This is a genomic window from Sorangium sp. So ce406, from assembly GCF_051474675.1.
In the GTDB taxonomy this organism is placed as follows: domain Bacteria; phylum Myxococcota_A; class Polyangia; order Polyangiales; family Polyangiaceae; genus Sorangium; species Sorangium cellulosum_G.
The window spans coordinates 7,638,025-7,651,009 of sequence record NZ_CP150340.1; the positions used below are offsets into that span (position 1 = coordinate 7,638,025).

The 12,985-nt window shown below is 71.3% G+C and carries 9 protein-coding genes and 1 pseudogene; 2 read left to right on the forward strand and 8 right to left on the reverse strand.

Annotated elements, in window-relative coordinates:
• Nucleotides 1–20: 20 nt before the first annotated feature.
• Nucleotides 21–203, reverse strand: a complete 183-nt coding sequence (locus WME96_RS28280) for a hypothetical protein (RefSeq protein ID WP_148314297.1) — start codon at nt 201–203, stop codon at nt 21–23.
• A gap of 412 nt (nt 204–615) precedes the next feature.
• On the reverse strand, nt 616–1,491 hold the full coding sequence (locus WME96_RS28285) for a sigma-70 family RNA polymerase sigma factor (RefSeq protein ID WP_437284702.1): 876 nt from the start codon (nt 1,489–1,491) through the stop codon (nt 616–618).
• Nucleotides 1,492–1,749: 258 nt separating this feature from the next.
• On the opposite strand from WME96_RS28285, the gene WME96_RS28290 reads away from it, so the two are divergent.
• Nucleotides 1,750–6,375, forward strand: coding sequence for an nSTAND1 domain-containing NTPase (locus WME96_RS28290; RefSeq protein WP_437284703.1), 4,626 nt, complete (start codon nt 1,750–1,752; stop codon nt 6,373–6,375).
• Between the two features lie 30 nt (nt 6,376–6,405).
• On the opposite strand, the pseudogene WME96_RS28295 reads toward WME96_RS28290, so the two are convergent.
• Together WME96_RS28295 and WME96_RS28300 are read right to left on the reverse strand one after the other, a co-directional pair.
• Nucleotides 6,406–6,573, reverse strand: a pseudogene (locus tag WME96_RS28295) (GIY-YIG nuclease family protein); the annotation flags it as partial.
• Nucleotides 6,574–6,591: 18 nt separating this feature from the next.
• The gene (locus WME96_RS28300; protein WP_437284704.1) at nt 6,592–7,476 is read right to left on the reverse strand and encodes an SDR family NAD(P)-dependent oxidoreductase; all 885 of its coding nucleotides are present in this window, start codon (nt 7,474–7,476) and stop codon (nt 6,592–6,594) included.
• A gap of 648 nt (nt 7,477–8,124) precedes the next feature.
• Between WME96_RS28300 and WME96_RS28305 the strand changes: the two genes are divergently transcribed.
• Nucleotides 8,125–8,271: a hypothetical protein gene (locus WME96_RS28305; protein ID WP_437284705.1), complete on the forward strand. Its 147-nt coding sequence runs from the start codon at nt 8,125–8,127 to the stop codon at nt 8,269–8,271.
• Nucleotides 8,272–8,516: 245 nt separating this feature from the next.
• Here WME96_RS28305 and WME96_RS28310 read toward each other — a convergent pair whose 3' ends face one another.
• The 4 genes from WME96_RS28310 to WME96_RS28325 all read right to left on the reverse strand — a co-directional run bounded on the left by WME96_RS28310 (nt 8,517) and on the right by WME96_RS28325 (nt 12,960).
• Nucleotides 8,517–9,509 (reverse strand): aldo/keto reductase, encoded by a 993-nt coding sequence (locus WME96_RS28310; RefSeq protein WP_437284706.1) that lies wholly within the window; start codon nt 9,507–9,509, stop codon nt 8,517–8,519.
• Between the two features lie 208 nt (nt 9,510–9,717).
• Complete coding sequence (locus WME96_RS28315) at nt 9,718–10,512, reverse strand: hypothetical protein (RefSeq protein ID WP_437284707.1); 795 nt, start codon at nt 10,510–10,512, stop codon at nt 9,718–9,720.
• A complete protein-coding gene (locus WME96_RS28320) occupies nt 10,512–11,435 on the reverse strand; it encodes a hypothetical protein (protein WP_437284708.1) in 924 nt (307 codons plus the stop codon). The genes WME96_RS28315 and WME96_RS28320 overlap by 1 nt, the downstream gene beginning before the upstream one ends.
• Before the next feature lie 64 nt (nt 11,436–11,499).
• Nucleotides 11,500–12,960: a serine/threonine-protein kinase gene (locus tag WME96_RS28325; protein ID WP_437284709.1), complete on the reverse strand. Its 1,461-nt coding sequence runs from the start codon at nt 12,958–12,960 to the stop codon at nt 11,500–11,502.
• Nucleotides 12,961–12,985 lie beyond the last annotated feature (25 nt).

The window sequence follows — 12,985 nt, forward strand, 5'->3', positions numbered from 1 at the left end:
AGAGGCGAGAGCTTCCATCGTCATTGCTTGGCGCTGCCTGGCGCTGTCCAACGGTGTTCAACGCTGTTTAAATCCATTTCAGCGACGTTTCTGTCTAGCGGATCGTATTCAGCGACCGCCGTGCGCAGGTAGTTGTTGCCAGGGTAGTTCTCGGCGGCTTGCGTGTGCGAAGTGCCCCACCACCAGGCGAGGCCGGCGCTCACGAGGCCTCCGCCGGACTGCATGAAGGCGCCGCGCTCGCGGCGTCCGAGCTATCTGATCCTGTCGCATCGTGGGCGGGCGAGCACGCGAGCGGCGCCGACGCGAGGAGGGCGGCGGTGGCGAGGAAAGAGGCGAGGCGAGGGCGAGGAGGGATTGGCGGCGCGCCCCTCGGTCGGCTGCGAGGACGACGCGGCGTGCGGGTGATCGCGTCTTTCTTGATCCTTTCCGGGTGCATTTTTCTCGTCACGCTCTATCGGCGACGTGCGACGTGCGACGTCGCTGAACGGTCCACGGCGTTTCGCGGTGGTGCCAGACCCTTCCTTCGCCAGGAGGGCCGGGGGCTCACACCCGCGTGCCTACCGGGAAGTCACCGTGAGGCGGACGAAGTCTCAAAAATAGTCTGGCGAGGTGTGCCTACTCGCGGAGGAGCGAGGCGACGCTCACGTCGAGCCGGCCCCGGATCAACCTGGCCAGGCTCGCGTACTGCGACTCGGTGAGGCCGAGCTTGGCGACGAGCTCCGCGCGCGTGCCCTCGCGCAGCGCCTCGCGCGCGGCCGCAAGCCAGCGCGCCGCCGTGGCGCGCCCGACCTGGTAATGCGCGCCCAGGACGTCGATGCTCAGGCCGTCGAGCAGGTGGAGGCGAAGCAGCGCGCGTTGCTTCGGCGAGAGGCGCCCCATCGCGACGCGCACGGCCTCTTCGAACTCGGCCTTGTAGCGCGCCTCGAGGTAGGCGGCCTCCACGTCGACGGAGGCGGCGATCTCCCGCTCCTCGTCGAGCGGGGTGCTCGCCATGTCCGCCTTGCGCCGCCGCAGGTTGATCGCGGTGCGTACCGCGATCACGCGCAGGAAAGTCCGGAGCGGCGCGCGCCCCGCGTACCCGGCAATCTTCGGCGTGGCCGAGGGCGGCGCGCTGAAGAGGCCCTCGAGGACCACCTGCCGGAGGTCGTCGGCGAAGGCGGGCGACGGCTCGACGCGGGCCGCCGCGCGCGCGATCACCCCGGAGAACTCCCGCTCGAACGCGGCGTGCGCACCCGGTACCCCGAGGACGCAGGCGCACGCCAGGTAGACGTCCGCCGCGAGCGACGGAGGCGGCAGCGCGCCGCCCGCGGCCGAGCAACGCTCGCCGAGGTAGCGCGCCAGCGCGGTCGCCTCGACGGCGATGGCCGGGAAGGCCGCCTGCCCCGCCTCGAAGAGCGCCGCGATCGTCGCGCCGGGATCGGCCTCGGGCATCACCCCGCCCCCGCCGAGGCCCGCCGCGAACGCAGAGGAGAGACCGCTCGCTCGATCCACCTGCGGAGAATGGCTGATGTTGGCGCGCCGTCAAGAAGGCGTGCCGCCTGACAGTCCCGCTCCGTGTGGTAAGAGTCGGGCACCATCGAGCCGACGTCGGACTGCCCCACGGACAACCAGCTCGCAGAGTACGCCGCGTATCCGTCAGGTTTCGAGGCGATCGCGCACCACATCGACGGATGTGCGGTTTGCCGCGTCATCGTCGCTCGGCTGGCCGAGCTGGAGTTCAGTAGCGTGGCGGTGCCTCCGGGAGAATCCTTGCGTGGCGTCGCCGAGGGATCGCCGCCGGGGGAGGTCCTCCAGACCAGCGATCAGGACGACGCGACGGGCGCCCTCGGTCGCGCGCGGATCGCCACCGCAGCCCTGCGGTCGCGACCCCTGCACCCGGCGGTCGCGGCTCCGCAGGTGGACTCCACCCTCAAGCACTACGAGATCATCCGCAAGCTGGGCCAGGGTGGCATGGGCGTGGTCTACCTGGCCCGCGACACCAAGCTGGGCCGACTGGTCGCCGTCAAGGTCCTCCTCGAGTCCGACGGCCGGAGCGCCGAGCGCTTCCTCGCCGAGGCGCGGTCCACGGCGCGCTGCAAGCACGAGAACATCGTGGTGATCCACGAGGTGGACGAGGTCGACCGCGTTCCTTACATGGTGCTCGAGCACCTGGAGGGCCGCACGCTGCGCGCCTTCCTGGTCGAGCGAGGAGGGCCGCTGCCGCTGAGCCTCGCGGTCGAGCTGATGCTCCCGGTGGTGCGCGCGCTGGGCTGCGCCCACGCGCTCGGGATCGTGCACCGTGACCTCAAGCCGGAGAATGTCTTCTTGACCGAGGCGGGGCCGATCAAGGTGCTCGACTTCGGTATCGCCAAGCAGCTCGAAGCCGACGAGATCGAGCGGCTCGCGGCCCAGGGCGAGAATTCGCGCGGGCTACCGGCGTTGACGCAGGAAGGAGCGCTCGTCGGCACCGTCCCGTACATGGCGCCGGAGCAATGGCGGGCGGAGAAGGTCGATCCCAGGACGGATCTGTGGGCCGTGGGGATCATGCTCTTCGAGCTCTGCACCGGGACGCACCCGCTCGCGCCGTTCGCGGTGGGGCAACTCGGGCAGGTTCGGCGTCTCGACGTGCCCATGCCGCGCGCAAGCGACACGCGTCCCGACCTGGGCGCGCTGGGCGACGTGATCGATCGCTGCCTGAAGAAGCGCCCGGACGAGCGCTTCGGCGGAACCGAGGAGCTCATCGCGGCGCTCGAGCCCTTGCTGCCGGGCGCGAAGGCGCCGGCGCTCCGCGAGGACGAGAGCCCCTTTGCCGGGCTGGGCGCGTTCCAGGAGGTGGACGCCGGGCGCTTCTTTGGGCGCGATCACGACGTCGCCGCGCTCGTCGGACGTCTTCGCAGCCAGCCGCTCGTGATGGTTGCCGGGCCGTCCGGCGCGGGAAAATCGTCGTTCGTGCGCGCGGGCGTGATCCCGGCGCTGAAGCGCTCGGGCGAGCCCTGGGAGGCGTTCACGCGCAGGCCGGGGCGAAGGCCGCTCCACGCGCTCGCCGACCTGCTCGCGCAGATCGCGGCCACGCCGGTGACGACGGGAGCTCCACCCGACGCGTCGAGCTCGCACGCCTTCTCCTCGGCGAGCGATCCCGATGCGCTCATCGCGGCCCTGCGCGCCCAGCCCGGCCTCCTGGGCGCCCGGCTGCGCGCGCGTTGCCGCAGCCAGAGCGCCGAGCACAAGATTCTCGTCTTCGTCGATCAGCTCGAGGAGCTTTACACGCAGGGCATCGATCCGGCGGAGCGGGCCGCGTTCGTCGCGTGCCTGGAGGGCGTCGCCGACGACGCGTTGTCCCCGCTCCGCGTCGTGCTCTGCATGCGCTCGGACTTCCTCGACCGGCTGGCCGAAGATCGCCGGCTCATGACCGAGGTGACCCGCGGGCTCTGGTTCCTGCCGCCCCTCGACCCGAACGGCCTCGTGGCGGCGCTGATGCGGCCGGTCGAGGCTCTCGGCTATCGCTTCGAGACCGCCGAGATGACGCTAGCGATGCTCCGCGCCCTGGAGAGCGCGGCGAGCCCCCTGCCGCTCTTGCAGTTCACCGCGACCAAGCTGTGGGAGGCGCGCGATCGTGGGCGCCGGCTCCTGACGCAAGAGAGCTACGAGAAGCTCGGGGGTGTCGCAGGGGCGCTCTCCACCCATGCCGACGCGGTGCTCGCAGGTCTCTCGGGGATCGAGCAGAGCCTCTGCCGGGCGATCTTCCTCCGGCTGGTCTCACCCGAGCGGACGCGCGCCGTGGTGAGCTTGCCCGACCTGCGAGAGCTCGACGAACAGTTGGACGCCGTGGACCGGGTAGTCTTCCGCCTCTGCGAGGCGCGGCTGCTCTTGATCGAGACCGCCGAAGAGCGCGCGTTCCCGACGGTGGAGCTCGTGCACGAGTCGCTGATCGAGAGCTGGCCCAAGCTCGGGCGATGGCTGGACGACAACCAGGAGGCGGCGGAGTTCCTCGCGCGGGTGCGCCCCGCGGCCAAGCAATGGGAAGAGAGCGGCTGCGCCGACGGCCTGCTCTGGCGAGGCGAGGCGGCGGAGGAAGCCCGGCGCTGGCAGAAGCGGCAGGGCCCGGCGGCGGGCGCGCAGCAGGGCGCGCGGGAGGCGCGCTACCTCGCGGCGGTGGTGGCGCTGGGGGAGCGGGAACGACGGAGGAGGAGGCAGGTCGTCGCGGTGCTGTTCGGTGCCCTGAGCCTGGTCGTGCTCCTGGTCTCCGCTCTGGCGGTCCAATCGAAGCGGGCGGCGGAGAGGGCCGAGGCGGAGAGGGCCGAGGCAGAGCGCAGCGCCGCGAGCGCCCGGAATGCCACGCGGATGGCCGCGGCCCGCGAGTGCCAGGGAGACCCCACCACGATGTTCGCGCTACTCCGCGAGATCGAGCCGGGCCCGGCGCCGCCGGGATGGGGCGAGCTTGCGCGGTGGGCACGGGGTGCAGGCGTCGCCACGATGGTGCTCCTCCACGAGGATCTGGCCTGGTCTGCCGCATTCAGCCCCGACGGCCAGCGCATCGTCTCCGCTTCGTGGGACAAGACGGTGCGCGTGTGGAACAGTGACGGCTCGGGACTGCCCCTCGTGCTCCGTGGTCATGAGGACCACGTCTATGCGGCGGCGTTCAGCCCCGACGGCCAGCACATCGTCTCCGCGGCGGCAGATAAGACAGTGCGCGTGTGGAACGCTGACGGCTCGGGACTGCCCCTCGTGCTCCGTGGTCACGACGCTGTCGTCTATGCAGCAGCGTTTAGCCCTGACGGCCAGCGCATCGCCTCTGCGTCGTGGGACAAGACGGTGCGCGTGTGGAACAGTGACGGCTCGGGACTGCCCCTCGTGCTCCGTGGTCACGACGACCGCGTCTATGCGGCGGCATTCAGCCCCGACGGTCAGCGCATCGTCTCGGCGTCGATGGACAAGACAGTGCGCGTGTGGAACGCCGACGGTTCGGGCCAGCCCCTCGTGCTCCGTGGTCACGACGATTTCGTCCATACGGCAGCGTGGAGCCCCGACGGCCGACGCATCGTCTCCGGGTCCGAAGACAGGACGATGCGCGTGTGGAACGCCGACGGCTCGGGCCAGCCCCTCGTGCTCCGTGGTCACGACGGTAGCGTCTATGGGGCGGCGTTTAGCCCCGACGGCCAGCGCATCGTCTCCGCGTCTTTTGACAAGACGGCGCGCGTGTGGAACGCCGACGGCTCGGGCCAGCCCCTCGTGTTCCGTGGTCACGCAGACCGCGTCCCTACGGCGGCGTGGAGCCCCGACGGCCAGCGTATCGTCTCCGCGTCCGAAGACAGGACGGTGCGCGTGTGGAACGCCGACGGCTCGGTCCGGCCCCTCGTGCTCCGTGGTCACAGCGACTGCGTCAACGCGGCGGCGTTCAGCCTCGATGGCCAGCGCATCGTCTCCGCCGCTTCTGACAGGACGGTGCGCGTGCGGAAGGCGGACGGCTTGGGCCAGCCCCTCGTGCTCCGTGGTTGCGACCATATCGTTTTTGGGGCGGCGTTCAGCCCCGACGGCCGGCGCATCGCCTCCGCGTCGTGGGACGGGACGGTGCGCGTGTGGAACGCCGACGGCTCGGGCCAGCCCCTTGTGCTCCGTGGCCATGACGGTGGCGTCAATACAGCGGCGTGGAGCCCTGACGGCCAGCGCATCGTCTCCGCGTCGCAGGACAAGACGGTGCGCGTGTGGAACGCCGATGGCTCGGGCCAGCCCCTCGTGCTCCGTGGTCACGACGCTGTCGTCTATGGGGCGGCGTGGAGCCCCGATGGCGGGCGCGTCGTCTCCGCGTCGAAAGACAAGACGGTGCGCGTGTGGAACGCCGATGGCTCGGGCCAGCCCCTCGTGCTCGGTGGTCACGACGGTGACGTCCATACAGCAGCGTGGAGCCCCGATGGCCAGCGCATCGTCTCCGCGTCCGAGGACAGGACGGTGCGCGTGTGGAAGGCCGACGGCTCGGGCCAGCCCCTCGTGCTCCTTGGACACGACGACCCCGTCTACGCGGCGGCGTTTAGCCCAGACGGCCAGCGCATCGTTTCCGCGTCGCAGGACAAGACTGTGCGCGTGTGGAAGGCCGACGGCACGGGACAACCCCTCGTGCTGCTTGGGCACGACGATGCCGTCAACACGGCGGTGTGGAGCCCCGATGGAAGGCGCATCGTCACGGCCTCGGACGACAAGACGGTGATCGTGTGGAGCGACCTCGAGCCGCTCTCGGGCGCCGACGACCCGAAGCTGTGGACCGCGACCAACTACTGCATGCCGCTCGACATCCGCCAGCGCCTGCTCGGCTTCCCGGAGGATCAGTCCCGCGCCGACCACGAGCGCTGCCAGCGTCGTGTCCGTGAGGTCCAGACGCAAGCCGCCGCGCCCGGGCGCTGATGGTCCGTGACCACCGACGTCGACCTCATCGATCTCGACGTGGAAGAACTCCTTCCTCTCAATGATCAGGTTGACCCGCCGGTAGTGGAGCTCACGGTGAAGAGCGTTCTCCAAAGCGGGGGGATCCTCGGACCAGATCATGGCGTGGACATCCAGCTCGAACGGCACCGAAGCGTCGCCCAGCTCGGCTCTATTCAATGTGCTGACGGATCCCGCTCACGCGTCGGCGTCAATGCTCTTGGGCTTGGCGCCGGCGGCCAGCATCTCCTCGCGCATGCGCTTGTACCTGTAGCTGGCTAGCTTGAGGCTGAGCGCCGGAGACAGGCGATCGAGGTACCAGAATGCCTTCCACCATTTGGGCAGGACGATGATCGCCTCGTTGCGGGCGACGGCGTCGAGCGTGCGGCGCGCGAGCTCTTCGGGGGGAATTGGGCGCAGGCGCTCCGACATGCGCATGATGGCCTCTTTGGAGACGTTCTCCACGTTGATACGGCCGTACACACCGCCGGTGAGGATGGGTGTGCGGATGGTGCCGGGGCACAGGACGGAGGCGCGGACGCCGTAGCGCTCTGCCTCCACGCGGAGGGCCTTGGTGACGGCGACGACGGCGTGCTTGGTGGCGGTGTAGGCGCCCTCGTTAAAGCCCGCGACGAGGCCTGCGACGGAGGCTGTATTCAAAATGTGTCCTGAACCCTGCTTCACCATGATCGGGTAGACTGCCTGGATGCCGTAAACGACGCCGCGCAGGTTGACGTCGATGACGTCGTCCCAGTCCTCTTGCACGTGACTGGCCATCTCGCCCCCGACGACGATGCCGGCGTTGTTGAACAGGTAGTCGATGCGGCCTGAGCGCTGCAGCGTGTCTTTTGCGATGGCCTTGAAGGCCGGCAGGCTGCGCACGTCGAGCTCGGCGGCGGTCGCGCGACCTCCGCGGTCGGTGATGCCTTTGGCGACCTCCGCGGCGACGCTGTGCTGGCGATCCGCCAGCACGACCTCGCACCCTCGATGGGCGAGCTCTTCACCGAGCGCGCGGCCGATGCCGGAGGCGCCTCCGGTGACGATTGCGACCTTGTTTTGAAGCGTTTTCTGGTTGGTGCGCATCGGGCGCGGACGCTATCACGTTCACGCGCCGCGCACGATATGCCCTTCGAGATCGATGTGTAGACAGCAGCGCCGCGACGACTTGGCCCAGCGACCTCGAAGGCGTGCAAACCAGCCAGACAGCGCGCAAGTATTCGGAATTACACGGTTCGTATCCCACTGCGTCGGGCGCTGATCCTCCGGAGAAGCGAGTGCCACAACATGCACGATATCATGCAGTTGCGCGCGGTCTGGCATGGCACGAGCTCGTGCCGCGCCGCCCTGCGGCGAGGTGCTCAAAGCGGCTCGGCGCGCTCCGCGGCGGCGCGGCCGCGAAGGTTGATGCGTACCTCGACGGAGTTCGGGGCTATGGCCGTGCATCTGGTGGAGCTCGGCCATGTCGCCCTGAGGGCAGAGCGGCCGTCGCCGTTCACCGCCCACCTGGTCGAGCTCGGGTCCGTCGCAGCGAGTTCCTCGAGCGTGGGCTCGGCGTCGCGGCCTGCGGAGCGGCCGCGCGTGCCGAGGTGGACGCTGACGATCGCGCGAGCGTGCTGGCGTCGTACATGGCGCTGGAGCAGATAGCCGGGCCGCGATGTCGAGGTGTGCCGCGGCCGGGTGCGCACCTTCCGGCGGACCGGAGGGGGCGGTTGATGAGAGATGGGCTGCCTGATGAGAAGAGCGTGTTCTCCCGGGTGCGGCGCGGTGGCCGTCTCCTTTAGCTCGGATCCCCTGGATTGGGTGTGGGTCGGCATGGTCGTGCTCGTGCTCGTCGGCACGGGCGCCGCGCTCGTCCGCGGCTTCCGGCGCCGTCGCTGAGGTCGTAGGCCGGCTGTAGCCTGTAAGGGGGCGCCGCTCGCCGGGGGCGCAACTCGCCGGGGGTGGCGCGAGGCGGAGGAGCGGGCGCGGGGTCGAGGTGGACTCCGGCGAGCTTGCGCGTCGCCGCGGGGTTCGACCCCGCGCTGCTGGCGGAGGTGGTTCGCGCCCTCGGCGGAGCGGGGCGATGATTCCCGCGGGCGTGCAGGTGTTCGTCGCGCTGGACAGGCGGAGTCGCAGCGCGGGCGCTACAGGTTCCGATCCTCGTACGCCACCAGCTCCGACACCTGGCGCGCCTGCTCGGCGGTGAGCGGCCCCTTCTCCATGGCCCGCGCGTTCTCCACGGCCTGGGCGGCGCTCTTGAAGCCGGGGATAGGGATGGTGTTCGGGCTCCTGGCCCAGATCCACGCCAGCGCGCCCTGGACCAGGGTCCGGCCGTTGCTGGTCAGGATCTCGCGGGCGGCCTCGAGGCGACGGGCGTAGTTGGGGTTCACCTTGCCGTCCTTGAACCAGCTGATCCACTCGAAGTTGCTGGTCCGCACGTCGCCGCGAGGCAAGGTCTCGCCCTTCGTGTACCTGCCCGAGAGCATGCCCATCGCCAGCGGGCTCCGGCAGAGGAGCGCCAGCCCATTGCCCTCGCCATAGGCGATCAGCCGGTCGTTCCCCTCGAACACGTTGAGGAGGATCTGGGCCGCGCCGCAGCGCGGACCGCGGGCAAAGGCCTCGACCGACGCCTTCACGTCGGTGCTCCAGCCGTAGGTGCGGATCTTCCCCTCCTCCACGAGCTGCTCGAGCACCTCCACCACCTCACCGGCCTTCTCCGGCGGGTGCTCCCAGATGTGGAGCTGGTAGAGGTCGATCCGATCGGTCCCCAGCCGCCGCAGACTCCCCTCCACGGCGCGCCGGATGTACGCCGGGCTGGCGTCGGTCCTGCCCAGGTTGGCGTGCTTCTCCTCGTCGAAGACATGGCCGAACTTGGTGGCCAGCGTGACGCGATTGCGGATCCCCTGGATGGCCTTACCGACCAGGACCTCGCTGTGCCCCGACCCGTACACGTCGGCGGTATCGAGCAGCGTGACGCCGGCGTCGATGCCGGCGCGGACGGCCCGGATGGACTCCGCATCGTCGGTGCCGTGCCACTCCCAGCTCGCGCCCGGATCGTTCCACTTCCCCGCGATGGCCCAGCACCCCAGGCCCAGTGCGCTCGTCTCGATGCCCGCTCTCTCCCATCGTCGCTTCATGGCGTCCTCCTCGTGGACCCGATGTCCGAGGCCAGGTATGAGGTCGCAGGCGCGCGGGGACGAGGACCGCCGCTGCGGCTCCGGCGTGGACCACCGGGACAGCGACGGTCGGGGGCGGCCGCCGCGGGCCACGCCCCCTGGATGGGCCCGTGAGCCGGCTCGCTGGAGACGCGCGCGCGGGGAAGCGCGCCCGTCACCGCCCCCGCGCTCACGGGACGAAGGCGATGTCGTCGACGAACATGTCGAACACGGTCGACTTGGCGGTATGGAACTCCACCGAGTAGGCGTGCGCGGCGTCGAACGCGGGGGGCGCCGGCACGCCCCAGCCGTCCGTGCTGAGGATGGAGAACATCACCGTGTACTGCGCCCACTCGGTCGTGAGGTCGAGTCCCTCGCCGAAGTGGTCGCCGCAGCCCGAGCCCTCGCACACGCCGCCCTCGCGATCCGTGTTGCGGTCGGGGAAGTTCACGTAGATGTGCGTCGGCGCCGCCGCCCTGGCCCAGAAGGTCAGGCCCGCGTAGGCGGAAGCGTCGTAGCTCAACTTCGCTCCTCCCGGGGCGAGGTTCAGGTCGAACCCCATCCCGGCCCCCCTGGTGGTGAAGCCGCTGCCCGCGACGTGGGCGGCGTGCTCGCTCGCGTGCCCGGGCGAGGCGGGCACGAACGGGCGGCCGGGCAGAGGCGTCTGCGTGCCGCTCCGGGTGCCGTCATTGTACGTGTACCAGCTCCCGACGCGGCCCTCACACGTGAGGATCGCGCTGTCGCCGTCCTCCAGGTCGTCCAGGAGCGCCGTGCAGGGAGGCGGCTCGGCCCCGGCGTCCGAGGCGCCGGCGCCCCCGGCACCGCCGCCAGCGCCCCCGGCACCGCCGCCGGCGCCCCCGGCACCGCCGCCCCCGAGGCCGAACGGATCGGGGTCGTACTCGCCGGGCGAGATGCCGAAGACGAGACCACATCCGCTCGCAAGCGTCGACGCGCAGAGGCCGACGACCAGCACCTGGAGACGCATCAGAAGCTGCCTCGCACGAGCGCGCCGCCCACCGTGGGAGCCAGCCCGATCGACGCGCCCTTCGTCGGGCTCTTCGCGGTGAGCCACAGCACGCCACCGCCGGCGATGGCCGCGAGGCCGACGCCGAAGACCACCGTCGCGACGTTCGCGCGCGCCACGGCGCTGTCGCGGATGTCCATGCCGCGGCTGTCGCAGCGGTCGCCGTTGCAGAACGCGCTCGACTCGTCGAACGTCGACTTCGCCGCGAAGGCGAGCGCCGTCCCGACGCCCACGGCCGCGACCCCCGCGCCGCCCGTGATGAGCGCGAGCGTGCGGCGCTGCGTGCCCGCGCCGCCCGCGTCCCTCGACGCGGGGTCGTCCTCCAGCGGGCCCACGACGAGGGTCGACGTCGCGCCGCCCGGCCCGACCTCGACCCGCGCCGTCCACGTTCGCTTGCCCGGCGCGCTCGCCTCGACGACATGCGTCCCCGCGTCGACCGGCATGGGCACGCCCCACTGGCCGGCACCGACCGGCGTGCCGTCGCGCTTCACCTCGAGGCCCGGCGCGCTCGCGGCCCCGACGACCACCGTGAGACGGGAGACCTTCGGCAGGACGGCCGCCGCGCGCTCGCGCGCCTTCGCCTCCTTCGCCCGGTCGCCGCTCGCGTGCACCCGGGCGGCGACCTCGAGGAAGTGCGCCCACGCGGAGGCCATCTTGCCGATGCGCTCGTAGCAATCGGCGAGGAAGTAGCGGGTGTTGCTGCTGTCGTAGAGGCGAAGGCTCTCTTCGTACTTGGGGCAGGCGCGCGCCGGCTGGCCAGCATCGACGAGCGCCCCCGCCTCCCTGAACAGCGCCACGGCGCCCGCCTTGTCCTCGGCCCTCGCCGCGCTTGCTCCCGCGATCGCCGCCGTCAGGCCGGCGCCGATCGCGCAGAGACGCGCCATCCACCCGCGTCCGCGCTGGACTCGGCTCCTCCTGTGCAGCGGCGTCATCGTCTCTGCGAGGGTATCAGAAGACATCGCGATCGAAGGGGTCGGCGCTAGCGGGCCGCTTCACGGGCGGCGCGCTGCGCCTGGGGGGAGCCGACCCGGTCGGCTTCGCGGGCGCCGGCGCCGCCGTGGCCGTGGCGCGCGCCTCCGGCGGCGGCGCCTCCGGCGGCGGCGCCTCGGCCGACGCGCTCGCAGCGGCGCTCGGCGGCGGCACGGCGCTCGCGGAAGGCTCGACGGCCACGGGCGGCGCGGCGCTCGGCTGGGCGGCGCGAGGCTCCGCGGCGGCGCCCTGAGGGCCGTCTGCCGGCGCGGCCTCACGCTCGACGTGGTGCGGCGCTCGGGGCGACAGGCGCCAGAGGAACAGGCCGCCGGTCATGACCAGCAGGCCGATCCCGAGCGCGACGGGGAGGGTGTGCCTCCGCGCCGCTGGCTTGCGGTGCGTCGTGCCGACCGGCGCGATCGTGAGCGCTCCCCCGTCCAGGGGGTGAGCCGCCGGGGACGTGGACGCCCCCGCCGCCGAGGCCGCGAGGGGCGCGTGCAGGGCCGGGACCGGGAGCGTCTCGCGCAGGACGCCGAAGAGGCGCTCGGCGGCCGCCCGCATGTGCGGCGGAGCGAAGGGCACGAGCGCGAGCGCGAGCTCCGCGATGGTCGGGAAGCGGCGATCGCGATCGCGCGCGAGCGCCACGAGGATCACCTGCTCCAGGGGCTCCGGGATGTCGGGGCGCAGCGCGCGCGGCCGCTGCGGCTCCCCCTGCGTGACCAGGTAGACGAGCTGCGCGAGCTCCAGCGCGACGAACGGTGTCCGCCCCGTGAGCAGCTGGAAGAGCACGACGCCCAGCGAATAGATGTCGGCGCGGCCGTCGACGTCGCTCGCGGAGCGGAGCTGCTCGGGCGACATGTAGAGAGGCGAGCCCAGCACGCCCCCGACCCGCGTGAGCGCGTGGTCCTCTGCGTGCGTCATCTTCGAGATACCGAAGTCGAGCACCTTGACGCACGGCGAGCCGTCCGCGTTGCGCGTGAGGAACAGATTGCTCGGCTTCACGTCCCGGTGGACGATGCCTTGCGCGTGCGCCTCGGCGAGCGCCTCGCACACCTGGAGCACGAGCTCGATAGCCACGGGCACCGGGAGGGGTCCGCTCTCCGCGAGCACGGCGGCGAGGTCCTTCCCCTCGAGGTGGTCCATCACCATGTACGGCGCGCCGTTCTCCAGCGTGCCGACGTCGGCGACACGCACGACGTGCCGGCTGCGAATGCGCACCGCGGCGCGCCCCTCCCTCAGAAAGCGCTGGAGGATGTCTGCGTCCTGCACGTACTTCGGCAGGAGCACCTTGATCGCGACGCGATCGTCGAGCGCGAGGTGGCGCGCGGCGACGACGAGCCCCATGGCGCCCCGTCCGAGGACGTTCTCCACGCGGTACTTGCCGAGGAGGATGTCTCCGGGGGCAATCGGGTACTCGTCGGTGGTGGACGCGATGGACATGGCCCTGGCACGGTTGCGGAGAGGC